Consider the following 21,068-nt stretch of genomic DNA (forward strand, 5'->3'; position numbering starts at 1 on the left):
TTGCCGCCCTGAACATTCGGTTCCTGACTTGCGTCAGAACCCGGACGTGTGGCACAGCAAGCCCGCATCAATGAATTCGGAGCCACCCAGACATGATCGATCTCAAGGGGCGCATAGCCTTGGTCACCGGCGCATCGCGCGGCATCGGCTATTTCACAGCGCTTGAACTGGCCAAGGCCGGCGCGCAGGTGATCGCCTGCGCCCGCACGGTCGGCGGGCTGGAAGACCTTGACGACGCGATCAAGTCGGCTGGCGGACTGCCCGCGACACTGGTTCCCTTCGACCTTGCCGACATGGCCGCGATCGACAAGCTCGGCGGCGCCATCAACGAGCGTTGGGGCAAGCTCGACATTCTCGTCGCCAATGCCGGCGTTCTCGGCGTCATCTCCCCCGTCGGCCATGTCGAGGCCAAGGTGTTCGAAAAGGTCATGACCGTCAACGTCACGGCCACCTGGCGGCTGATCCGGTCCGTCGATCCGCTGCTGCAGCAATCCGACGCTGGCCGCGCGCTGATCCTGTCTTCAAGCGCCGCCCACAAGTGCAAGCCGTTCTGGGGCCCCTACTCCGCCTCCAAGGCCGCTGTCGAGGCGCTGGCACGCACCTGGGCCGGTGAAACGCAGCGCCTGCCGCTGCGCATCCTCTCCGTCGATCCGGGTGCCACCCGCACGGCCATGCGCGCCCAAGCCATTCCGGGCGAAGATCCATCAACCGTACCGCACCCGTCCGAGGTCGCGGCAAAGCTCCTGCCGCTGGTGGGAGCTGATCAGACGGAAACCGGCAAGCTGTTCATCGTCCGCGAAAACCGCATCGTCGATTACCGCCTGCCGGATTGACCTTCAGATCAGACCGGATCTTTGTCAAAAATGGTGATGCCCGCCGGCAACTGAACCCAGGAGTGCCTGCGACAGGTGTAAACCGAGTCCTGCGGGGCCGGAAAACCCGGGTCGGCGAAACCGCCGACCGCGACAGCCACCGAGACTTGATCCACCTCTTCTTCAGTGTGAAACAGATTTGTTCCACAGACAGGGCAGAAGCGAAACCGGAACCGGGCGCCCTGATCGCCCGTCCGGACATAATCCTTAGCCGTTCCGAAAACCGTATAGGGCACCGCAAATGCGGCCAGTGCTGCAAAGACACTGCCTGTTCGCCGCTGGCAGGCAAGGCAGTGGCAGACGCCAACACCCAGCGGCTCGCCGTGCACTTCTATCTGCAGCTGGCCGCAACCACAGGACGCTCGTCTGGACAGCATGAAACACCTCGTCAGGCTGCAAGCTCTGATCGCCAGCCAAACAGCCGCTTACAAACTTTTGTCCAATGGCAGGCCATCTTCCCCCGGCGTTGACAGATCAGGGTGCCCAGGCCACTTGCTGCCGTATTTCTTGTGCCAGGCGCGTGCGCCGAACGGCAATGTCAGCAGGTAGCCGACGGCGGTGACGACCATGGTTTCCCAGGTAAAGCTCATCAGCGTCGCGACATAAAGGACGACGAACAGGATGACGGGGAGAACCAGATCGCGCCGAACGCGGTTTTCGGACTTACCCGACCAGACCGGCAGCCGGCTGACGAGCAGGAAGGCGATCAGCACCGTGTAGGCAGAGGATATCAGGCCCATAACATGGTCCGGCTCTACACCGAGCAGCCCGAGATAGACCGGAAGCAGCACCAGCATGGCGCCAGCCGGAGCCGGTACGCCGACAAAGTATTCCGATTGCCACTTGGCCTTGATATCGCGCTCGGCCATGACGTTGAAGCGGGCAAGACGCAGACCGGCGGCGATGACGTAGATCAGCGCGGCGATCCAGCCGATCGAACGGGCTTCGTCCAGCACATAGGCGAACAGCACCAATGCCGGCGCCACGCCGAAATTGACGATGTCGGCCAGCGAATCCATCTGAACGCCGAATTTCGACGTGGCCTTCAAGAGACGGGCGACACGGCCGTCGATACCGTCGAGGAAAGCTGCGACCAGCACCATGGCCACCGCAAGCTCGAAGCGCCCTTCGAAGGCGAGGCGAACGCCCGAAAGCCCGGCGCAGATGGCCAGCACTGTGATGACATTGGGGACGAGCATCCGCAGCGGAATTTCCCGCAGGCGCGGCCCGCGCGCTTCATCGTCGTCGTTCGGGCCGTGCGGTTCAAAGGGCGGAAAGGGTGTTTCCATGATCTGTTCCTGTTTCGCTGAAGGCTCGTCCATCAGCCGCGCCGGCTGATCACGGGTCCCTTGGCGGAGCCGAATTCCGCCAGAACGGTTTCGCCGGCAATGGCGGTCTGGCCAAGGCTGACGCGGGGCTCGGCGCCTTCCGGCAGGAAGACATCAAGACGCGAGCCGAACCGGATGAGGCCGAAGCGTTCGCCGGCCTGCAGCGTGTCGTTGGGGACGGACCAGCAGACGATGCGGCGGGCGACGAGGCCGGCAATTTGGACAACGCCGATTTCGCCATGGGCGGTATCGATGACCAGGCCGTTGCGCTCGTTTTCGTGGCTCGCCTTGTCGAGTTCCGCATTGACGAATTTGCCCGCGCGATAGGCGATGCGGCGGATGGTCCCCCGCACGGGCGCACGGTTCACATGGCAATTGAAGACGTTCATGAACACGGTGATGCGCAGCATCGGCACCGTTCCGAGCCCAAGCTCTTCCGGCGGCGTCATCATCGCGATCGACGAGACGCGGCCATCGGCCGGGCTGATGACGAGGTCGTCGTCAAGCGGCGTCATGCGCTCGGGATCGCGGAAGAAATAGGCGCACCAGGCCGTCAGGATGAAGCCGATCCACATCAGCGGCTCCCAGAGAAAGCCGAGAACCAGCGAAACAACGAAGAAACCGGCGATGAAGGGATAACCCTCCTTGTGCACCGGAACCAGCGTGTTGCGCACTGTATTGATCAAGCTCATGAACTCATGTCTCCATATTTTCCTGGCCCCAGCACCTACAGTGAAACGGCGGGCCGGGCAATGCGATTACGGTATCCGCCGGCGGCAATAGCAGGCAGCCTTCGATCAAAGGGCAACCGTGATCTGACTTTCAAACCGCAGCCGGACCGCGCACCACAACGCCGAGATCGTCGCTCTCGCGCACCTTCTTCAAAGTCTCCTCGGCCTGCGTCGCCTCGCGCTGACGGTTCCACATCGAGGCGTAGAGGCCGTCGCGATCGATCAGCTCGCCATGGGTACCGCGTTCGGCGATGCCGCCGTCCTTCAAGACTATAATCTCGTCTGCATGGATGACGGTGGAAAGCCGGTGGGCGATGACCAGCGTCGTGCGGTTCTGCGAGACGATATCGAGTGCCGTCTGGATTTCCTGCTCGGTGCGGGTGTCCAGCGCCGAAGTCGCCTCGTCGAGGATGAGGATCGGCGGGCTTTTCAGAACGGTGCGGGCGATCGCCACGCGCTGCTTTTCGCCACCCGACAGTTTCAGGCCGCGCTCGCCGACCATGGCGCCATAACCTTCCGGCAGGCTCTTGATGAAGCCGCCGATCTGGGCAATGTCGGCAGCGGCCTCGACTTCGGCCTGCGAGGCCGAGGTTCGGCCGTAGCGGATGTTATAGGCGATGGTGTCGTTGAACAGCACGGTATCCTGCGGCACCATGCCGATGACGGCGCGCAGGCTCTTCTGCTTCACATCGCGCACATCCTGGCCATCGATGGTGATCGAGCCTTCCTGCACGTCGTAGAACCGGTAGAGCAGCCGGGACAGGGTCGATTTGCCTGCACCGGAGGGGCCGACGACCGCGACGGTCTTGCCGGCTGGCACTTCGAACGAGATACCCTTGAGGATCGGCCGGGCCGGATCATAGGCGAAGTGCACGTCCTTGAAAGCGATGGCGCCCTTGCCGATCGCCAGCTCCACCGCATCCGGGCTGTCGATGACCTCGGCCTCCACTTCGAGCAGGTCGAACATCTGCTCGATATCGGTCAGGCCCTGACGGATTTCGCGGTAGACGAAGCCGATAAAATTGAGCGGGATGGACAGCTGCATCAGCATGGCGTTGATGAAGACGAAATCGCCGAGCGACTGCTCGCCGCGCTGGACGGCCAGCGCCGACATCACCATCATGATTGCCGTGCCGGCACCAAAAATCACCGCCTGACCAAAGTTCAGCCAGCCGAGCGAAGTCCAGACCTGCGTCGCCGAGCGCTCGTAGCGCTCCATCGACTGGTCGAAGCGCTTCGCTTCCATTTCTTCGTTGCCGAAATATTTGACGGTCTCGAAGTTGAGCAGCGAATCGATCGCCTTGGTGTTGGCGTCGGTGTCGCTGTCGTTCATGGCGCGGCGGATGCCGATGCGCCAGTCGCTGGCCTTGATGGTGAACCAGATATAGATGACCACCGTCACCGCAGTGACCAGCAGGTAGCTGAAACCATAGCCCCACCAGAAGATGATCGCCGTCATCAGGAACTCGATGAGGGTTGGCACCGTGTTGAGGATGGTAAAGCGGACGATGGTTTCGATGCCCTTGGTGCCGCGCTCGATGATGCGCGACAGGCCGCCGGTGCGGCGCTCCAGATGGAAGCGCAGCGACAGCTGGTGCATGTGGATGAAGGTGCGGTAGGCAAGCTGGCGCACCGCATGCTGGCCGACGCTGGCAAACAGCGCATCGCGCAGCTGGTTCAGCCCTGCCTGCAGCAGGCGGGCAAGATTATAGGCCAGCACCAGCATGACGGCGCCGGTGAAGACCACCGGCAAAACGCCGACAATGTCGGTCTTGCCGTTCAGCGCATCCGTCGCCCATTTAAAGAAATAGGGCACGAGCAGCAGCACGACCTTGGCGATCAAAAGGATGACCGTCGCCCAGACGACCCGCATCTTCAGGTCGGCGCGGTCACTCGGCCACATATAGGGCCAGAGATTGATGATCGTCTGCAGCGGATTGCCTGAATCCGCCGATACCGTCTTCTTCTGCGCCACGTCTTGTCTCGCCTTCGTTCCCCGGTTGCCTGTCAGAGACAGCCGTCATTGCATGCCATAGATGTCGCCCGGATGAAGGGCATCCGGCAAAGGCATACAAACGCAATTTTCCAATTGAAAGCGGCGCCCTTCTCAAGGCGCCGCTTTATGTTTCAGATAGGTCTTACAAGCACCCGCGGCAATGGAGCCCGCGGCAAAAAGCGATCAGGGCAGATGCTTCACATGCTTGCGGTGCATCTCTTCCGATTCGGTTTCAGACATTGCCTTGTCCGGCACGCCGAATATCTGGCCGGGCAGGATTCGGTCGGGATCGGTGATCTGATCCTCGTTGGCGAGGTAGATCGTGGTGTAGCGCACACCGGCGCCATAGACGCGCCGCGAGATCTGCCAGAGCGTATCGCCACGGCGGATGATCACCGAGGTCTTGCTCTGCTGCAACGGCGCCTGCTGGACGGTTTCCGGTTCAGCAGAAGCCTGGCCGGTGGCTACAGCGGCGTTGCCGGTTACCGTAGAAGGCGTGCCTGACTCTGCGGAAGGCGCGGTTGACTCTACGGCAGGCTTCTGTGCGGTTTCCGCCGTCGCAGGCTTTGCAGGATCGACACTTTCAGCGGGTGCCGTGCTTACAGCTGCAGCATTCTCTTGAGCGGGTGCCGGCGTCGCAGTTTGGCTGGCAACGGCATCGTTACCCGTACCATCGGTGCGCGGCATCAGCGCCGAGCCGACTGCAGTCTCGATCTTGCCCAGCGATGCCGACACGCTGGCCGCATCCTTCGGAAGCGCCTTCAGCATGGTCAGCGCATCCGTCGCGGCCGTGGCGGTCTTGGCCGCCATTTCCTTGACATTGGCGTCCAGATTGTCGGCAACCTTGAAATCGGCAAGCGACTTCAGGGCAATTTCTGTGGCCGAACGGGCAGCCGCCAGTTCTTCTGCCGTTGGCACCTTGCCACCGGCAAACAGGCCTTTCAGCAGGCTGAGCGCCTTGGTCGCCTCCAGGCGCAAGCCATCGAAGCTGCCGCCATCGAACGGGACGACAGAGCCCTGAGCGTTCCCCTGGGCCACAGCCGCCACCTGATCGCCGACCGGACGATCGAATGGCACGGCGGCACGCAGCTCGACCTTGCGGCCATCGGCACCCATCATGTCGGCACGGATCGTGTGATTGCCGACAGGCAGCTCGATCGTGCCCTCGACGACGAAGCGGCCCTGTTCGTCGCTCTTAGTTTCCCCCACCAGCGTGTCATCGGCATAGATGCGCACCAGCGCACCGGCCTTGGCATTGCCGGCAACAAAAATCTTCTTGCCTTCGATTTCGACTGCGGAGACAGCGACGAGCGCTTTGTCGCCGGTTGCTGTGGCGGCATCAGCCGTCGCCGGGGTCTGAGTGGAAACAGCAGTATCGGCTGGCTTGGAGATATCCGTCGCTGTTGCTGCGGTCGGGGCTGGCTCAACCTTCGCCACCTGACCGGCAGCAGCAGCCGCGTCAGTCACCGGTTTGGTGATGATGCGGCTTGCTTCACCGGGCTTCGAGACCATGGCAAGCAGTTCGCCGGTCTTGTCCTTCGGGATCGAGACGGTCGCGACTTCTTCCGAGGACTTGGTGACGCCGTTTTCGCCGACGCTGCGCAACGTCAACTGATAGTCGCCGGCCGGAAGCGGCTTATCGAAGATCGCGGCGAAATCGCCGGTGGCGCCGACATCGGCAGTTCCAACCACAGTTTCGCCGTTGACGATCTCGAGTTTGGTATTGGGCTGTGCCCGCCCGGCAATCACCGTCGATCCATCCGGCTCGACGCGCAGCACGTCGAAGCCCGGCACCGTCCATGCGGCTGCCGGATCGGCTGGCTTGACGCCTGTCGCATCGGTTGCCGGACCATTCGCCGCTTCGCTCCCAGCCGTCGGCCGGGCGCCCTTTGCGTCGGCGCTGTTGGCGTCCGCGGGCTTGACGTCGGCCAGCTTGGCGTCGGGTTGATTGGCCACACCATCGGCCGGCGCTTGCGCCGTGACCTTGTCCTTGCTGCCGTTGATATTGGGCATGACAAAGAAAATCATCAGCAGCGACGCAATTGCCAGGACGATAAGGGCCACCCAGCCGGCCTTGTTCTTCATCATGCAAAATCTCCAAATGGCCCGGAACCGCCTGCGCCCGACATGGGCGCAGAAGGACAGCTTTTTCCAAGCCTTTATGCCCGCAGCTTTCCGCTTGTTTCTGCTGACCGGAATCAGCCAGTCCATAACGTCAGCTCATGCTTAAAAATTGCTAACGATTCCCGAGGTTTTCCACAAGCATCGCCGTATGTTCAGACCGGCCGAAAGCCCTGTTTCCCGTCATTTTTCTTGACGCATGCTGCCCCGCGATGTCTCTTTGGCCCATGAGTGAGAAAAATATCCCGATTCGATCCATCTGCGTCTATTGCGGCTCACAGCCCGGACGCGATCCGTCCTTCATGGAAGCCGGCCGGATTCTCGGCAAATCCATTGCTGAAAATCACCTTCGCCTGGTCTATGGCGGCGGAACCAAAGGCATCATGGGGGCCGTCGCAAGCGGCGTGCTTTCGCATGGCGGCCGCGTTACCGGCATCATACCAGAATTCCTGATGGATATGGAGGCCACCCGTCATTCGCTGGGACAACTCAGCGAACTGATCGTCACGCCGGACATGCATGAGCGCAAGCACAAGATGTTCGAGCGCTCGGATGCCTTCGTGACGCTGCCTGGCGGCATCGGCACGCTGGAGGAAATCGTCGAGGTGATGACCTGGGCGCAGCTTGGCCGCCACCGCAAGCCGATCGTGCTCGTCAATATCAACGGCTTCTGGGATCCGCTGATGAAGCTGATCCACCATATGGCCGACAGCGGCTTCATCCACACCGCCCATCTCGTCCAACCGCTGGTCATCGATGCCGCCGACGAGGTCGTCCCGGCCCTTCTGGCCCATTGGGCAAGCCAAGTCGACCGCGACGGCGACGACGGGATCATCGCCAAGCTGTGACGCTACGGCCGGAACGGCATTTGACAATGCCATCCGGCCCGTTTCAGCGGTGTTGATCGCTCTGCCGCAGAGTTGTATCCTGCCGGGGATATTGGTCGAGCGAGGAAGATGATTTCCATGAGCGATAAGAACGGTATTTCCGAAGACCTCAGCCGCCGCATCGACAAACTGACCGCCCGTTCCGCCCTGACGCGCCAGCAGATCATTGAGGACGCACTTTCGCACGGCCGCTCCCTTGCCTGGCAGGAGAAGTGGATCGAGGGCGTACAGGACGGTATCGAGGAAGCCGATCGCGGCGACTTTGCCACGGCTGAAGACATTGCAGCGGTTCTCAACAAATATAGCCCGACATAAAATCCGTGCGGATCGTATGGACGAAGCGCTATCTCCTGGAGCTTTCCCGCATCGGCGATTACGTCGCTACGCGCAATTCACGAGCAGCCGACGGCGCTCGTGAATGGCCGGACGACGCATAACCCCGGCGCGATCCTTTAGGATCGCTAACCGCGCTTGGGACTTTGATTGAAGGCGTATCGTTTTCGCAGACCTGCAGCGCAGTCTAGCGAATCATGCTTGACTATTCGGCCGGGTTTGGCACCGCCGCCCGGCGGGCGCGGCTTTCGAGGATCATCGATGTCGAATAGACCGCCAGTGCTGCCCAGATCAGAATGAAGGCAATCAGCTTTGACGTGCCGAAGGGCTCGTGGAAGACGAAGACGGCGATGATGAAGATCATCGTCGGGGCGATGTACTGCATGATGCCGATCGTCGAGAGCTTGAGCAGCTTGGCACCGTTGGCGTAGATCATCAGCGGGATCGCGGTGACGACGCCACAGGCCATCAGCCAGGCAACGTCGGCCCAGCCGGTATCGAGGAAATGTCCCTGACCAGTAAACTCCAGATAGGCGATATAGCCGAGGGCCGGAACGCTGAGCAGCAAAACCTCCAGGAAAAAGCCCTGATTGGGGCCGACCGGCAGCGTCTTGCGGAGAAAGGCGTAGAGCCCCCAGGACAGTGCCAGGCTGATCGAGACCCAAGGCAGCCCGCCTGCGTCAAAGGCCAGCACGACGACGGCGATGGCGGCCAGAACGATCGCGATGATCTGCGCCGGATTGAGTTTCTCCTTCAGAAGCACCGCACCAAGAAAGATCGAGAACAGCGGGTTGATATAATAGCCGAGCGCCGTTTCCAGCGCCCGCCCTGCCCCGATTGCCCAGACATAGATGCCCCAGTTGATGGTGATCAGCACTGCCGTCAGCATCGCCATCTTCAGCATGCGCGGGGTGCGCAGAGCGACCTTCACGTCGTCCGTGCGGCCAAGCAGGATGAGAACGGCACCGGCCAGCGGCACCGACCAGACGATGCGGTGCGCCACGACCTCGGAAGCCGGGATATGGGCAATTGCCTTCATGAAGAACGGCAGGAAGCCCCAGAGAAGATAGGCTGTCAGCGCGAAGGCAAATCCCCGGGGGGAATCGCCATTTTGCACCGCGGGTGCGTGTTTCTCGTCAGACATGGCGTTTCATCCCGTTGCGGCTTGCCCTGCGGCAGCCTTAAGTCATTTTGGCCGTCGTACTCCAAAGACGGTTGATCAACCAATTCATTTCCGTGAACCTTGCTACAGCAAAGCTCACAATCGACGGTCAGAGAATTGTTACGGGATCGACAAAACACCCAGATTTTACGGGGTGCATTTCACAGTCTGGCGCTTTACGTTCCCTCCAGGCAATGACCGGTCAGACGAAGGAATTTTAGATGTCATCCATCCTCGCGCTCCACCCGATTACCCGCCGCTCGCTGCTGAGCGGTGTTGCAGCCACCTCTGCCCTCGTCCTTCTGCACCCCTTTGCAGCGCGCGCGGCCGCCAATCAGGCGCATCTGCGCATCATGGAAACAACCGACATCCACGTCCATGTCTTCCCTTACGACTATTACGGCGACAAGCCGAACGACACGCTGGGCCTTGCCCGCACCGCCTCGATCATCGACGCCATCCGCGCCGAGGCCGGCAATTCCTTCCTCGTCGACAATGGCGATTTCCTGCAGGGCAATCCGATGGGCGACTACATGGCCTATCAGCACGGCATGAAGGAAGGCGACGTGCATCCGGTCATCAAGGCGATGAATGTGCTCGGCTACGAGGCCGGAACGCTGGGGAACCATGAGTTCAACTATGGCCTCGACTATATGTTCAAGGTGCTTTCCGGCGCCAATTTCCCTTACGTCTGCGCCAACCTGACCAAGGGGCAACTCGCGGCCAATCCCAAAGACGATACGCTGTTCTTCAAGCCCTACACGATCATCGAAAAAACCATCACCGACGGCTCGGGCGCCGCAAGCGAACTGAAGATCGGCATTATCGGCTTCGTGCCACCACAGATCATGCTCTGGGACATCAAGAACCTTGAGGGCAAGGCGCAGACACGCGATATCGTCGAGGCCGCCAAAGCCTGGGTGCCTGCCATGAAGGAGGCAGGCGCCGATATCATCATCGCGCTTTCCCATTCCGGTATCGATGGCTCCGGCCAGAGCGACCGCATGGAGAATGCGTCTCTGTATCTCGCCGGTGTCGAGGGCATCGATGCCGTGTTTACCGGCCACCAGCACCTCGTCTTCCCCGGTCCCAAGAGTTTCGACGGCATCGAAGGCGTCGATCCGGTCAAGGGCACGCTGCTCGGCAAACCTGCGGTGATGGGCGGTTTCTGGGGCTCGCATCTCGGCCTGATCGACCTTCTGCTGGAGAAAGACGGCAACAGCTGGAAGATCGTCGATTTCACCACCGAGGCGCGGCCGATCTATCACCGTGAGGACAAGAAGGTGGTCGCCGATGTTCCCGACCGCGCCGATGTCATTGCAGCCGCCAGCGCCGAGCATGAGGCGACGCTCGCCTATATCCGCACGCCGGTCGGCAAGACCACAGCACCGCTCTATTCCTATTTCGCGCTGGTGGCCGACGACCCCTCCGTGCAGATCGTCTCCAATGCGCAGACCTGGTACATCAAGGACATGCTGAAGGAGACCGAGTACAAGGACTTGCCGGTGCTTTCGGCAGCCGCTCCCTTCAAGGCGGGCGGCCGCGGCGGCGCGGATTATTATACCGATGTGCCCACCGGCGATATCGCCATCAAGAACGTCGCCGATCTCTATCTCTATCCGAACACCGTGCAGGCCGTCGTCGTCACCGGCGCGCAGGTAAAAAACTGGCTGGAAATGTCGGCCGGCATGTTCAACACCGTCGCACCCGGCGCCAAGGACGTGGCCCTGCTCAACACCGCCTTCCCCTCCTACAATTTCGACATCATCGATGGCGTCACCTACCAGATCGACCTGTCGCAACCGGCCAAATATGACGGCGACGGCAAGGCGGTGAACCCGGATTCAAACCGCATCCAGAATCTTGCCTTCGAGGGCAAGCCGATCGACCCGGCGCAGAAATTCGTCGTCGCGTCCAATAATTATCGCGCCGGCGGCGGCGGCAAATTTCCCGAGATCGCCAGTGATAAGGTGGTCTTCGCCGCTCCCGACACCAACCGCGACGTCATCGTCCGCTACATCATCGCCGAAGGCACGATCAATCCATCCGCTGACGGCAACTGGAGTTTTGCGCCGGTGGCGGGTGCAACGGCGCTGTTCGAAAGCGGTCCGAAGGCACGCGGGCTGATTGCTGACGTCAAGGGCGTGAAGATCGAGGATGCGGGCGATGGCGCCGATGGGTTTGCGAAGTTTCGGCTGGTGTTGTGAGGTGAGGCTGACAGCGTGGTCAGATCACCTCAACCAAGGTTTCGCCGCGCGCCAGTGCGGCGAGGACTGCCGGTAAAACTGTTTCGAACCGGGTCAGAAGCTCCTGGCGGCGCGTATTTCGCCATCTCATCCAGACAATTGCTGGACTGTGATGCGCCAGAACCTTGCGCTGGGCAAAATCCTCATCTTTCGTTATGATGACCCGGTCTTCCGCCAAAGCGTAGTCCCATATCTGCCGATCGGTAGCGGCCTGCATGCCTATGTCAGCAACATGCGCCGCATCATGCCCGTTGAGCGTGACCCACCGCGCCAGGGCCGGAGGCAACTGCGCATCGACAAGAAACCTCATCACGCAACATGCAGCACGGGATGGTCGCTTTGGCGGGCGGCATATTCCAGCGCCGCTTGGATATCGCCCATTTCAAGCAGGGGGTAATCCTCAAGGATTTCGGCGGGGCTTGCGCCCGCTGCCAACAAATCCAACACGTCCTTGACACGGATACGAAGGTTTCGCAGGGTCGGGCGTGCGCCGCATTGTTCAGGATCGATGGTAATCCGGTGGATTTCGCTCATTCTGCTTCCTCATGGTGCCCCGGCGCATGGTCCGGCAATAGTAACATGTTGTGGAAGGCCGGTCGCCTCATCTTGTTTTTTACTCCGCCGCCGCCAGCCCCGCCTGATCGCGGTTCTTCAGCAGCTTGAACACGATCGAATCCATCAGCGCCTGAAACGATGCGTCGATGATGTTGTCGGAGACGCCGACCGTCCACCAGCGGGCGCCGGTGCCATCGACGGATTCGATCAGGACGCGGGTGATGGCCTCGGTGCCGCCGTTGAGGATACGGACCTTGTAGTCCACCAGTTCCAGATCCTCGATCTCCGACTGGTATTTGCCAAGATCCTTGCGCAGCGCCAGATCGAGCGCGTTGACGGGGCCATGGCCTTCGGCGACCGACATGGTTGCTTCACCATCGACCGAAACCTTGACCACCGCTTCCGAGACGGTCTTCAGATGGCCGTTGGCATCGAAGCGGCGCTCGACCATGACGCGGAAACTTTCGACATGGAAAAAATCCGGAACCGAGCCAAGGATTCTTTGCGCAAGAATGGCGAAGCTGGCGTCGGCACCTTCATAGGCATAGCCGGTGGCCTCGTTTTCCTTGACGATGGAAATCAGCTTATCGAGCTTCGGATCGTCCTTGGACACGATGATGCCGCGGCGCTTCAAAGCATTGATAAAATTGGCCTTGCCGCCCTGGTCCGACACCATGACCTTGCGCAGGTTGCCGACGCTTTCCGGCGTCACGTGCTCATAGGTGCGCGGGTCCTTCAGCAGTGCCGAGGCATGGATGCCGGCCTTGGTGGCAAAGGCGGAGGCGCCGACATAGGGCATCTGGTGGTCGGGCGAGCGGTTGAGAAGCTCGTCGAAGGCATGCGACAGCTGAGTGAGTTCCTGCAGCCGGTCGGCATCGATCGCCGTCTCGAAACGGCTGGTATAGGTTTCCTTCAACGCCAGCGTCGGGATCAGCGTCACCAGATTGGCATTGCCGCAGCGCTCGCCGATGCCGTTCAGCGTGCCCTGGATCTGGCGCACGCCTGCCTCGACGGCGGCCAGCGAATTGGCGACCGCCTGCCCGGTGTCGTTATGCGCATGGATACCGAGATTGGCGCCGGGCACGCCATGGGCGATGACGGCCGTGACGATATCGCGGATTTCCGGCGGCTGCGTGCCGCCATTGGTATCGCACAGCACCACCCAGCGGGCGCCGGCCTCATAGGCGGTCTTGGCGCAGGCCAGCGCATAGGCCGGATTGGCCTTGTAGCCGTCGAAGAAATGCTCGCAGTCGATCATCGCTTCCTTGCCGCTTTCGACAACGGCCTCGACCGAGGACTGGATCGATTCGAGGTTTTCCTCGTTGGTGCAGCCAAGGGCGACGCGGACATGATAGTCCCAGCTCTTGGCGACAAGACAGATCGCGTCGCTTTCTGCCTGCAAAAGGCTTGTTAGCCCCGGATCGTTGGAGGCGGACACACCGGCACGCTTGGTCATGCCGAAGGCGACGAAGCGGGCCGCCTCGGTGCGTTTCTTGCTGAAGAATTCGGTATCGGTCGGGTTGGCGCCGGGATAGCCGCCCTCGACATAATCCATGCCGAAATCGTCCAGCATCGCCGCGATGGCGATCTTGTCCTCGACGGAAAAATCGATGCCCGGCGTCTGCTGGCCGTCACGCAGCGTGGTATCGAAGAGGTGGATACGTTCTCTCATTGCAGCATCTCCCGTGCAGGATCGCTCCGAGTTTGCCGCAACATACCCCCCTCTGTCGGCGACGCCGACATCTCCCCCTCAAGGGGGGAGATTGGCCGCATGCTCTGTGCTCGCCTCACGGGGAAGTTGGTTAGGGAAAAGAATGATCTCCCCCCTTGAGGGGGAGATGTCACGGAGTGACAGAGGGGGGTGTAAGCGGCATACGCAGTCATATCAATTCTTCCCCGCAAACCCATCCGTCGCTCGGATCAGCCTGTCCAAAATGCCCGGCTCGGAATAGGCGTGTCCCGCCCCTTCGATCAGATGAAACTCCGCCTCCGGCCAGGCCTTGTGCAAAGCCCACGCATATTTTGCCGGGCATGGCATGTCGTAGCGGCCGTGGACGATGACGCCTGGGATGCCGTGGAGCTTGTGGGCATCGCGCAGCAGCTGTCCCTCGTCCAGCCAGCCGGCATTGACGAAGAAATGGTTTTCGATGCGCGCAAAGGCGTGGGCGAATTCGTCCTCCTCGAACTTGTCGCTCGTGGATGGTTCCGGCAAAAGCGTGATGGTTTCGCCTTCCCAGATGCTCCAGGACTTGGCGGCGGCAAGGCGGGTCGCCCGGTCGTCGCTGGTCAGCCGCCGGTGATAGGCGTGCATCATCTCGTGGCGTTCGTTTTCCGGGATGGGCGCAAGGAAGCGTTCCCATTTATCCGGGAACATTTCCGAGACGCCAAACTGATAGTACCAGTCGAGCTCGGCCTTGGTCAGCGTATAAATACCGCGTACGACCAGTTCAGAGACGCGCTCCGGGTGTTTTTCCGCATAGGCGAGCGCCAGCGTCGAGCCCCAGGAGCCGCCGAAGACAAGCCATTGTTCGACGCCGGCCATTTCGCGCAGCCGCTCGATATCGGCAACCAGATGCCAGGTGGTGTTGGCTTCCAGTTCCGCATGCGGGATGGACTTGCCGCAACCGCGCTGGTCGAACAGTGTCACGTCATAGAGCTTCGGATCAAACAGGCGGCGATGGTTGGGCGAGATCGTGCCGCCGGGGCCGCCATGCAGGAAGACGGCGGGCTTGGCGCCCGGCGTTCCGGATTTTTCCCAATAGATCGCGTGGCCGTCGCCAACGTCGAGATGGCCGGAGGCATAGGCCTCGATTTCAGGATAGAGCGTGCGGAGAATTTCGGTCATGCTGTCTGCTTTCAGGGATGATTTAAAGCGGCCGGTCAGGAAATGTGCGGAAATTGCGGCCAGACCTCGGTATCGTGGTCCGGATGCTGGAAGGAGATGACCTGCTCCTGCTGCATGTAATAATTCGGATCCTCGTGCACCGGCTGCTCGAAGATTGTCGTCACCCAGGCATTGCGGGCGGCGAAATTGACCTGGATCTGCGGCGCGAGATCGGAGCGATCGTCGAAGGCGCCGATGGCGATTTCCAGTCCGCCCGGATGTTTATAAGTCAAAGGCGTGCCGCAGGCGGCACAAAAGCCGCGGGCAATGTTGACGGAAGACTGGAAGTAGCTCGGCTCACCGCGCGTCCATTCCGTCTCGCCTTTCGCAGTGACAAGCGGGCCGAAGAAGCCGCCGAACGCCTTCTGGCACATGCGGCAATGGCAGATCGACGGGCGGCCGAGCGTGCCATGAATCTTGAAGCGAACGGCACCGCACTGGCAGCCTCCGGTTCGAGTGGTTTCGGTCATCTCAGTCCTCCGGTGGCCAATGTTGCGTATCGTAGTCGGGATGCTGGCGGTTCGATTCGAGAATGGCAATATGCCGTTCAGTGATCGGCTCACTGCCGTTGTCGGTCTCCGTGCCGGGCAATCCCGGCAGATGCGAAAACCAGGGCACGCGCGATTCGACGCCGGATTGGGTCAACGGCCGCACATCATAGGGATCGTCGAGCGAGCCGAGCACGATATTGATGAAATCGGCCTCAGGCATATCGTAAAACAGCGGCGTGCCGCAAAGGAAACAAAAGCCGCGCCGGACCAGATGCGACGAGCGGAACCAGCCCGGGGCGCCGCGGGTGATGCTGAAATTGACGCGCGGCGCATTGGCGAGCGGCATGAAATAATTGCCGGATGCCTTCTGGCACATGCGGCAATGGCACAGATGCGGATCGCCAAGCGTTCCTTCCGCCCGATAGCGCACCGCGCCGCACTGGCAGCCACCAGTATAGATGCGGCTGATGCTCATCCGCGCTCCTCCGGCGGCCATTTTGCCGTATCATGATCCGGATGCTGGTAGGAGACGAGATTGGCGAGAAACGATGTCGCACCCTGATCGGCCATCGTGTCCTCGCCCGGCAATTGCGGGATGTGATCGACATAGGGCAACTTTGCCTCGATGCCCCATTGGATTTTCGGAACGATGCCTTCCGGCGTGTCGAACGCGGCGATTGCCAACGCCACGCCATCCGGCGCTTCATAGGTCAGCGGCGTGCCGCAATCGCCGCAGAAACCGCGAAATGCCGCATTGGAAGACTGGAAGCGTTTGGGTTCGCCGCGCGTCCAGGAAAGCTTTGCCTGACGCACGGAAACCAGTGGCAAATAGAAATTTCCCGCAGCCTTCTGGCACATCCGGCAGTGACAGACGGAGGCATCCCCAAGTTCGCCCTCGACGCGAAAGCGAACGGCACCGCACTGGCAGCCGCCGGTATGGACGAGAATGGTCATGGATGCTCCTCCGCCGCCAGCCAGTTTTCGATATTCAAACCCTCGACCCTCGAAAATTCGCGAGTGTTGTCGGTCACTAAAATAAGATCCAGTGCACGGGCATGGGCAGCAATCAAAATATCCATGGGACCAATGAGATTGCCGCTGCGTGCAAGATGATCACGAATCTCCGCATAGTGCACTGCAGCGGCGGGTTCGTATGCTACGATATCAAGGCGTTCCAGCATGTTTTCCACCAGCGATGACAGGCGCTCCGAGCCTCGCTTCACCGCGCCATAGCGAAGTTCTGACGCGACGAGAGCGCTGATGCAAAGCATGTCGCTTCCAACACTTTCAGCGCGGCGTACGACCTCGCCTTCGGGAACGCGGATCATGTGCGACACAATATTGGTGTCGAGCATGTACTGCCAAACGCTCACAGATCGACATCCTCAAGCGGCAACTGCTTTTCATCGAGATCCGGAAATTCCTCATCCCAGGGTTCAATGGAACGAAGCCACTCCAGCAAGCCGCTTTTCTTTTTCGGCTCGATGATCAGCCGGTCGCCTTCCTTGCGCATGATCGCCTCGTTTCCCGGGAGTTCGAATTCCACGGGAATACGGACGGCCTGATTGCGGCCGTTGCGAAAGAGTTTTACCTCGCGTCCCTGGTCAACCTTGATGACATTCATGACAGCCTCCTTCAGCATAGGCCAAAGCATATGCCTACATCGTCAGTAAGACAAGTTTAGCGCCTGACCTCCCATGTCGTTACCCGTTCTCCCGTCGCCGCATCCTTTCCATCCTTCAGCTGGATGCCCTTGGTGGCTAGATCATCGCGGATCTTGTCGGCTTCGGCGAAGTTTTTGGCTTTGAGCAATTCGAGCCGCATCGCCACCAGCGCGCCGACCGCCGATGCAACCGCGCCGTCAACCTCCGCCTCTTTCGGCAAAACACCAAGCAAAGCGGCACTTGCGGCAAAGACCGGCAGCACGGCCGGATCGGCATTGGCGGCAGAGGCCAAAGCGTGCAGGGCCTGTACCGCCGCCACCGTGTTCACATCATCAGCCAATGCGTTGAGCACGGACGCATCCGGGGTGGCAGTGCCTGGTTTTCCGGCAGGCCACTTGGCCAGCAGGCGCTCCGCCTCCTCCAGCCGCTTGATCGAAAAATCGATCGGCTCGCGGTAATGCGTCATCAGCATGGCCAGACGCAGCACCTCGCCCGGCCATTTGCGGCCGCCAAAGGTCTCAGTATGCAGCAGATCATGGATGGTGACGAAATTGCCGTCCGATTTCGACATCTTGCGGCCTTCGACCTGCACGAAACCGTTGTGCATCCAGATATTGGCCATCACATCTGTGCCATGGGCGCAACGCGACTGGGCGATCTCGTTTTCATGGTGCGGGAAGATCAGGTCCAGCCCGCCGCCATGAATATCGAAGGTTTCGCCGAGATACCGCTGGCTCATCGCCGAGCATTCGATATGCCAGCCGGGACGGCCCCTGCCCCAGGGGCTTTCCCAGCCGGGCTCATTGTCGGACGACAGTTTCCACAGTACGAAATCCTGCGGGTTTTTCTTGTGCGCATCCACAGCGATGCGGATACCGGCCTGCTGTTCATCGAGATTGCGCTTCGACAGCTGTCCGTAGTCCGCCATCGAGCGGGTATCGAACAGGACTTCGCCTTCGGCTGCATAGGCATGGCCCTTGGCAATCAGCGTCTCGATGATTTCGATCATCTGGGCGATGTTGTCGGTGGCGCGTGGCTGCACGTCCGGCTCAAGGCAGCCGAGCGCCTTTGCATCCTCAAGAAACTGCGTCTCGGTCTTTTCCGTCACCGCCCGGATGGCGTCGTTCAGCGGCAGGTCCGGGAAATCCCGCAGCGCCCGCGCGTTGATCTTGTCATCGACATCGGTGATGTTGCGCGCATAGGTGACGTGGCTTTCGCCGTAGACATGACGCAGCAGCCGGTAGAGCACGTCAAAGACGATGACCGGGCGGGCATTGCCGATATGGGCAAAGTCGTAGACCGTGGGGCCGCAAACATACATGCGGACATTGTCGGGATCGATCGGCGCAAAGATCACCTTTTCCCGCGTCAGCGTGTTGTACAGTTTCAATTCCGGCAGTCCGTCCATTCCAATCTCCCATTCCGCATATCACCGAATCACGCAGGCGCCCGGCTGGACCAACGCGTTGTCATCTTGAATTTCGGGAGACGAAAACGGCCAGGCCAGCGGTGGGGCTAGCGAATAATAATCCGGCAGAGGATGCAGATAACCGTTTTCATGGGGTGCTTTATCGCGCTTCGATCCGTTCCGGTCAAGAGGTCAGCTGCGCACCAGCATCTTATGGTGCGATACTGTATTGTTCGTCATTGTTTTGTCATGATTTGGCTTATCTGGAGAGGCCAGATGTCCGGGGACGCAGGGCGTTGAGCACTTGCACATTAAAGCCTGTTTCCTGGGGCACAAAAGGGAACGCCGTTCTGGTGGAGAACACATAGGCGAAGCGTTTCCGCTTAGGGAAAGCATCTGAGGAGAGTTTGAAATGCCTGCTACAAAAACCGACAAGAACAGTCCGCGAGCGGCGGCCAATCTCGTCGAGCAATACCGTCCGCTCGGCCTGAAGGCCGTGCTTGCCGCCGCGCTGCAGATCAAGCCGAAGCCGGTCAAAAAGCCCGCTTGAGTGAAGATATGGCATGATCGCTCAAAAGAGCGACAGCTGCGGATCTGCAGGTGGGTCTTTCGGCTTTACGGCTGGCGGCTGTGAAGCAGGCGGCTTTGAGGCAGGCCGCGTGGATACATGCACCGGCGTCTGAAGATCGGCGCCGGTATTGGTCACCTTGTTCACCTTGTCCGACACAGCGATGACATCGAAATAGTCGTCATCGACCGGCGCCAGCAAATCAGCGACATCGCGCGGTTCCTGCGTGCGGCAATCAAGCCAGCGGGCAAAATCCTCCGGCTTGATCACCACCGGCATGCGATCATGCACATCGCCGATCCGCACATTGGCATGCGTGGTCAAGATTGCGGCCGTATCGACCTCGGATCCATCCACCGAGGACCATGTCTCCATCAGCCCTGCAAACGCAACGATGCCGCCGTTTCTGGGCTTGATCCAATAGGCCTGCGATGCCTCGCCGCTTTCCTTCGATGGCCGATGCCACTCATAAAAGCCCGAGGCCGGGATCAGCACGCGCCGATGACGCATCGCTGCCTTGAACGAGGCCTTTTCGGCCGCCGTTTCAGCGCGCGCATTGATCAACAGCGGAAAATCACGCGGGTCCTTGACCCAGGACGGCGTCAATCCCCAGCGGACCAGAAGCGCCCTGCGGTCCGGCAGATTGCTGCCCGGCCTTTGGCGCTCGCCGGACATGACGATCAGGATCGGCTGAGTGGGGGCGATATTAAAGCGCGCCGGAAAGTCGTCGGTTTCCAGGAGACCGAAACAATCCGCCATTTCCTCCGGTGTCGCCGTCAGCGAAAATCGTCCGCACATTATACCCTCACCCCGATCGCCAGGCTGTTACCGATAATGTCCACACTTGGAATGTTTCTCACTGCTTTGACGGCATCGACGAGCGTCAGACGATCCTGTCGCGACAGCTGATGCAGATCGCCGCCTTCGAAATAGGTGAGAGCCTTCAGGCTTTCGCTCGGTTGGAACGATGCCCCGTAGAGCGCCCGCGCACCGCCCAACGCATTTGCCAAATCCCGCCCGTCTCTGATCATCGCAGCAATATCCCGGTAGTCCTTCACCTCTACTCGCTGGAGCAGAACCTTGACCTTGGTCGCGAACACATCGTCCAGCGATGCGACTAACAGGACGCCATCGTCTGTGAATTGCGGAGTACCAAGCCTTCCCGTACGGACAGGGCCGAAGAAGGATATTTTTACGGGGCTGCCTGGCGAGTCGGCTGAAGTGGCGAGCACAGTCAGCGTACTCGGCTCCTGCTGAATGACGGTGGCTGGCCGTAGAAACGGCATCGCATCGTAAAGTGCGTCAAAATCCAGGAAGTGCTCGGTGAAAAAATCGAAATCGATGGATTGCCGGTGCCCAAGACGCAACGCGATTGCGGTTCCGCCATAAAGCACCAATCCAAGTCCGGCAGCCGGTCTTAGCAGCGGCCAGATTGCCTGCTGCTCTATCGGCAATGTTTCCAGATGCGGAATGAAAGTGATCACCCCAATCTCCGCGACGGCAACGCCGGTACCTCGCCGATTTCAGCGATGCCAAGCCGGTAATGCCAGTAGAACCAGGAGCGCGGGGTGAATTGCCCGATCTCTGCCTGGGTTAAAACGTCTGCTAGAATTTCGGTTCCAGCCAATGCTTCGACACGCTGGATATCCTCGAAATCGCCTATATTCATCACCTGCGCGATCACACGTTCAGGCTCATCCACCGCATCCTGCGGGGATTTCCACCAGATATATTTTTCGGCAAGGAGCGCCAAGCCATCCCGATCTATCGTGCGTGCCGTCATGTCCATGCTCTTGCTTCGCTGGCGTTCATTGTATTTCGT

At 60.4% G+C, this 21,068-nt stretch carries 24 protein-coding genes; 5 read left to right on the forward strand and 19 right to left on the reverse strand.

What is annotated here, in order from left to right:
- Nucleotides 1-92 precede the first annotated feature (92 nt).
- Complete coding sequence (locus ACP7BS_RS21695) at nt 93-833, forward strand: SDR family NAD(P)-dependent oxidoreductase (RefSeq protein ID WP_426239785.1); 741 nt, start codon at nt 93-95, stop codon at nt 831-833.
- A gap of 8 nt (nt 834-841) precedes the next feature.
- Here the strand turns inward: ACP7BS_RS21695 and ACP7BS_RS21700 are convergent, their stop codons facing one another.
- The 5 genes from ACP7BS_RS21700 to ACP7BS_RS21720 all read right to left on the reverse strand — a co-directional run bounded on the left by ACP7BS_RS21700 (nt 842) and on the right by ACP7BS_RS21720 (nt 7,015).
- Nucleotides 842-1,249, reverse strand: a complete 408-nt coding sequence (locus tag ACP7BS_RS21700) for a GFA family protein (protein ID WP_426239786.1) — start codon at nt 1,247-1,249, stop codon at nt 842-844.
- Nucleotides 1,250-1,297: 48 nt separating this feature from the next.
- Nucleotides 1,298-2,161, reverse strand: a complete 864-nt coding sequence (pssA, locus tag ACP7BS_RS21705) for a CDP-diacylglycerol--serine O-phosphatidyltransferase (protein ID WP_426231870.1) — start codon at nt 2,159-2,161, stop codon at nt 1,298-1,300.
- Between the two features lie 32 nt (nt 2,162-2,193).
- Entirely contained in the window at nt 2,194-2,892 is a 699-nt protein-coding gene (locus ACP7BS_RS21710) for a phosphatidylserine decarboxylase (protein ID WP_426231871.1), read from the reverse strand.
- A 130-nt stretch (nt 2,893-3,022) separates the two neighbouring features.
- Nucleotides 3,023-4,906 carry an ABCB family ABC transporter ATP-binding protein/permease gene (locus ACP7BS_RS21715; RefSeq protein WP_426239787.1) on the reverse strand — a complete coding sequence of 628 codons (1,884 nt, stop codon included), beginning with the start codon at nt 4,904-4,906 and terminating at the stop codon, nt 3,023-3,025.
- Between the two features lie 204 nt (nt 4,907-5,110).
- Complete coding sequence (locus tag ACP7BS_RS21720) at nt 5,111-7,015, reverse strand: LysM peptidoglycan-binding domain-containing protein (RefSeq protein WP_426239788.1); 1,905 nt, start codon at nt 7,013-7,015, stop codon at nt 5,111-5,113.
- A 260-nt stretch (nt 7,016-7,275) separates the two neighbouring features.
- Here ACP7BS_RS21720 and ACP7BS_RS21725 point away from each other — a divergent pair, with 260 nt between their 5' ends.
- Together ACP7BS_RS21725 and ACP7BS_RS21730 are read left to right on the forward strand one after the other, a co-directional pair.
- Nucleotides 7,276-7,896, forward strand: a complete 621-nt coding sequence (locus ACP7BS_RS21725; protein WP_426239789.1) for a TIGR00730 family Rossman fold protein — start codon at nt 7,276-7,278, stop codon at nt 7,894-7,896.
- A gap of 117 nt (nt 7,897-8,013) precedes the next feature.
- On the forward strand, nt 8,014-8,250 hold the full coding sequence (locus tag ACP7BS_RS21730) for a transcriptional regulator (RefSeq protein ID WP_113246030.1): 237 nt from the start codon (nt 8,014-8,016) through the stop codon (nt 8,248-8,250).
- Nucleotides 8,251-8,473: 223 nt separating this feature from the next.
- Here ACP7BS_RS21730 and rarD read toward each other — a convergent pair whose 3' ends face one another.
- Nucleotides 8,474-9,412, reverse strand: a complete 939-nt coding sequence (gene rarD, locus ACP7BS_RS21735) for an EamA family transporter RarD (protein WP_426239790.1) — start codon at nt 9,410-9,412, stop codon at nt 8,474-8,476.
- A gap of 239 nt (nt 9,413-9,651) precedes the next feature.
- Here rarD and ACP7BS_RS21740 point away from each other — a divergent pair, with 239 nt between their 5' ends.
- Entirely contained in the window at nt 9,652-11,637 is a 1,986-nt protein-coding gene (locus tag ACP7BS_RS21740; RefSeq protein WP_426239791.1) for a bifunctional 2',3'-cyclic-nucleotide 2'-phosphodiesterase/3'-nucleotidase, read from the forward strand.
- A gap of 19 nt (nt 11,638-11,656) precedes the next feature.
- Here ACP7BS_RS21740 and ACP7BS_RS21745 read toward each other — a convergent pair whose 3' ends face one another.
- The 10 genes from ACP7BS_RS21745 to cysS form a co-directional block, all read right to left on the reverse strand.
- On the reverse strand, nt 11,657-11,986 hold the full coding sequence (locus ACP7BS_RS21745) for a DUF5615 family PIN-like protein (RefSeq protein WP_426239792.1): 330 nt from the start codon (nt 11,984-11,986) through the stop codon (nt 11,657-11,659).
- On the reverse strand, nt 11,986-12,210 hold the full coding sequence (locus tag ACP7BS_RS21750) for a DUF433 domain-containing protein (RefSeq protein ID WP_426231879.1): 225 nt from the start codon (nt 12,208-12,210) through the stop codon (nt 11,986-11,988). The genes ACP7BS_RS21745 and ACP7BS_RS21750 overlap by 1 nt, the downstream gene beginning before the upstream one ends.
- Before the next feature lie 79 nt (nt 12,211-12,289).
- Nucleotides 12,290-13,903 (reverse strand): citramalate synthase, encoded by a 1,614-nt coding sequence (gene cimA, locus ACP7BS_RS21755; RefSeq protein ID WP_426239793.1) that lies wholly within the window; start codon nt 13,901-13,903, stop codon nt 12,290-12,292.
- A 213-nt stretch (nt 13,904-14,116) separates the two neighbouring features.
- Nucleotides 14,117-15,076, reverse strand: a complete 960-nt coding sequence (gene pip, locus ACP7BS_RS21760) for a prolyl aminopeptidase (RefSeq protein WP_426239794.1) — start codon at nt 15,074-15,076, stop codon at nt 14,117-14,119.
- Between the two features lie 35 nt (nt 15,077-15,111).
- Complete coding sequence (locus ACP7BS_RS21765; RefSeq protein WP_426231882.1) at nt 15,112-15,585, reverse strand: GFA family protein; 474 nt, start codon at nt 15,583-15,585, stop codon at nt 15,112-15,114.
- Between the two features lies 1 nt (nt 15,586).
- Entirely contained in the window at nt 15,587-16,081 is a 495-nt protein-coding gene (locus ACP7BS_RS21770; RefSeq protein ID WP_426239795.1) for a GFA family protein, read from the reverse strand.
- Nucleotides 16,078-16,560, reverse strand: a complete 483-nt coding sequence (locus ACP7BS_RS21775; protein WP_426239796.1) for a GFA family protein — start codon at nt 16,558-16,560, stop codon at nt 16,078-16,080. Before ACP7BS_RS21775 ends, ACP7BS_RS21770 begins: the two co-directional genes overlap by 4 nt.
- Nucleotides 16,557-16,979: a type II toxin-antitoxin system VapC family toxin gene (locus tag ACP7BS_RS21780; protein ID WP_426239797.1), complete on the reverse strand. Its 423-nt coding sequence runs from the start codon at nt 16,977-16,979 to the stop codon at nt 16,557-16,559. Before ACP7BS_RS21780 ends, ACP7BS_RS21775 begins: the two co-directional genes overlap by 4 nt.
- The gene (locus ACP7BS_RS21785; protein WP_426239798.1) at nt 16,976-17,230 is read right to left on the reverse strand and encodes an antitoxin; all 255 of its coding nucleotides are present in this window, start codon (nt 17,228-17,230) and stop codon (nt 16,976-16,978) included. Before ACP7BS_RS21785 ends, ACP7BS_RS21780 begins: the two co-directional genes overlap by 4 nt.
- Nucleotides 17,231-17,286: 56 nt before the next feature.
- Nucleotides 17,287-18,678, reverse strand: a complete 1,392-nt coding sequence (gene cysS / locus ACP7BS_RS21790; RefSeq protein WP_426239799.1) for a cysteine--tRNA ligase — start codon at nt 18,676-18,678, stop codon at nt 17,287-17,289.
- A 412-nt stretch (nt 18,679-19,090) separates the two neighbouring features.
- Here cysS and ACP7BS_RS21795 point away from each other — a divergent pair, with 412 nt between their 5' ends.
- On the forward strand, nt 19,091-19,228 hold the full coding sequence (locus ACP7BS_RS21795) for a hypothetical protein (RefSeq protein ID WP_426231888.1): 138 nt from the start codon (nt 19,091-19,093) through the stop codon (nt 19,226-19,228).
- Between the two features lie 21 nt (nt 19,229-19,249).
- On the opposite strand, the gene ACP7BS_RS21800 is transcribed toward ACP7BS_RS21795, so the two are convergent.
- Genes ACP7BS_RS21800 through ACP7BS_RS21810 form a run of 3 tightly spaced genes read right to left on the reverse strand, consistent with a single transcriptional unit; the run spans nt 19,250 to nt 21,029 of the window.
- Nucleotides 19,250-20,044, reverse strand: coding sequence for an SOS response-associated peptidase (locus ACP7BS_RS21800; RefSeq protein WP_426239801.1), 795 nt, complete (start codon nt 20,042-20,044; stop codon nt 19,250-19,252).
- Nucleotides 20,044-20,730 carry a nucleotidyl transferase AbiEii/AbiGii toxin family protein gene (locus ACP7BS_RS21805; RefSeq protein WP_426239802.1) on the reverse strand — a complete coding sequence of 229 codons (687 nt, stop codon included), beginning with the start codon at nt 20,728-20,730 and terminating at the stop codon, nt 20,044-20,046. The genes ACP7BS_RS21800 and ACP7BS_RS21805 overlap by 1 nt, the downstream gene beginning before the upstream one ends.
- Nucleotides 20,727-21,029, reverse strand: coding sequence for a hypothetical protein (locus ACP7BS_RS21810; RefSeq protein WP_426231891.1), 303 nt, complete (start codon nt 21,027-21,029; stop codon nt 20,727-20,729). The genes ACP7BS_RS21805 and ACP7BS_RS21810 overlap by 4 nt, the downstream gene beginning before the upstream one ends.
- Nucleotides 21,030-21,068 lie beyond the last annotated feature (39 nt).

Source organism: Pararhizobium sp. DWP1-1-3 (genome assembly GCF_049896125.1).
Taxonomy (GTDB): domain Bacteria; phylum Pseudomonadota; class Alphaproteobacteria; order Rhizobiales; family Rhizobiaceae; genus Pararhizobium.

What these genes read in the sequence shown, in the direction of transcription:
- ACP7BS_RS21800 (WP_426239801.1), bottom strand. Translation starts at nt 20,044, where the DNA reads ATGTGCGGACGATTTTCGCTGACGGCGACACCGGAGGAAATGGCGGAT.
- ACP7BS_RS21745 (WP_426239792.1), bottom strand. Translation starts at nt 11,986, where the DNA reads ATGAGGTTTCTTGTCGATGCGCAGTTGCCTCCGGCCCTGGCGCGGTGG.
- ACP7BS_RS21700 (WP_426239786.1), bottom strand. Translation starts at nt 1,249, where the DNA reads ATGCTGTCCAGACGAGCGTCCTGTGGTTGCGGCCAGCTGCAGATAGAA.
- ACP7BS_RS21720 (WP_426239788.1), bottom strand. Translation starts at nt 7,015, where the DNA reads ATGATGAAGAACAAGGCCGGCTGGGTGGCCCTTATCGTCCTGGCAATT.
- ACP7BS_RS21740 (WP_426239791.1), top strand. Translation starts at nt 9,652, where the DNA reads ATGTCATCCATCCTCGCGCTCCACCCGATTACCCGCCGCTCGCTGCTG.
- cimA (WP_426239793.1), bottom strand. Translation starts at nt 13,903, where the DNA reads ATGAGAGAACGTATCCACCTCTTCGATACCACGCTGCGTGACGGCCAG.
- ACP7BS_RS21725 (WP_426239789.1), top strand. Translation starts at nt 7,276, where the DNA reads ATGAGTGAGAAAAATATCCCGATTCGATCCATCTGCGTCTATTGCGGC.
- rarD (WP_426239790.1), bottom strand. Translation starts at nt 9,412, where the DNA reads ATGTCTGACGAGAAACACGCACCCGCGGTGCAAAATGGCGATTCCCCC.
- ACP7BS_RS21770 (WP_426239795.1), bottom strand. Translation starts at nt 16,081, where the DNA reads ATGAGCATCAGCCGCATCTATACTGGTGGCTGCCAGTGCGGCGCGGTG.
- cysS (WP_426239799.1), bottom strand. Translation starts at nt 18,678, where the DNA reads ATGGACGGACTGCCGGAATTGAAACTGTACAACACGCTGACGCGGGAA.
- ACP7BS_RS21810 (WP_426231891.1), bottom strand. Translation starts at nt 21,029, where the DNA reads ATGACGGCACGCACGATAGATCGGGATGGCTTGGCGCTCCTTGCCGAA.
- ACP7BS_RS21765 (WP_426231882.1), bottom strand. Translation starts at nt 15,585, where the DNA reads ATGACCGAAACCACTCGAACCGGAGGCTGCCAGTGCGGTGCCGTTCGC.
- pip (WP_426239794.1), bottom strand. Translation starts at nt 15,076, where the DNA reads ATGACCGAAATTCTCCGCACGCTCTATCCTGAAATCGAGGCCTATGCC.
- ACP7BS_RS21695 (WP_426239785.1), top strand. Translation starts at nt 93, where the DNA reads ATGATCGATCTCAAGGGGCGCATAGCCTTGGTCACCGGCGCATCGCGC.
- pssA (WP_426231870.1), bottom strand. Translation starts at nt 2,161, where the DNA reads ATGGAAACACCCTTTCCGCCCTTTGAACCGCACGGCCCGAACGACGAC.
- ACP7BS_RS21730 (WP_113246030.1), top strand. Translation starts at nt 8,014, where the DNA reads ATGAGCGATAAGAACGGTATTTCCGAAGACCTCAGCCGCCGCATCGAC.
- ACP7BS_RS21750 (WP_426231879.1), bottom strand. Translation starts at nt 12,210, where the DNA reads ATGAGCGAAATCCACCGGATTACCATCGATCCTGAACAATGCGGCGCA.
- ACP7BS_RS21785 (WP_426239798.1), bottom strand. Translation starts at nt 17,230, where the DNA reads ATGAATGTCATCAAGGTTGACCAGGGACGCGAGGTAAAACTCTTTCGC.
- ACP7BS_RS21775 (WP_426239796.1), bottom strand. Translation starts at nt 16,560, where the DNA reads ATGACCATTCTCGTCCATACCGGCGGCTGCCAGTGCGGTGCCGTTCGC.
- ACP7BS_RS21795 (WP_426231888.1), top strand. Translation starts at nt 19,091, where the DNA reads ATGCCTGCTACAAAAACCGACAAGAACAGTCCGCGAGCGGCGGCCAAT.
- ACP7BS_RS21710 (WP_426231871.1), bottom strand. Translation starts at nt 2,892, where the DNA reads ATGAGCTTGATCAATACAGTGCGCAACACGCTGGTTCCGGTGCACAAG.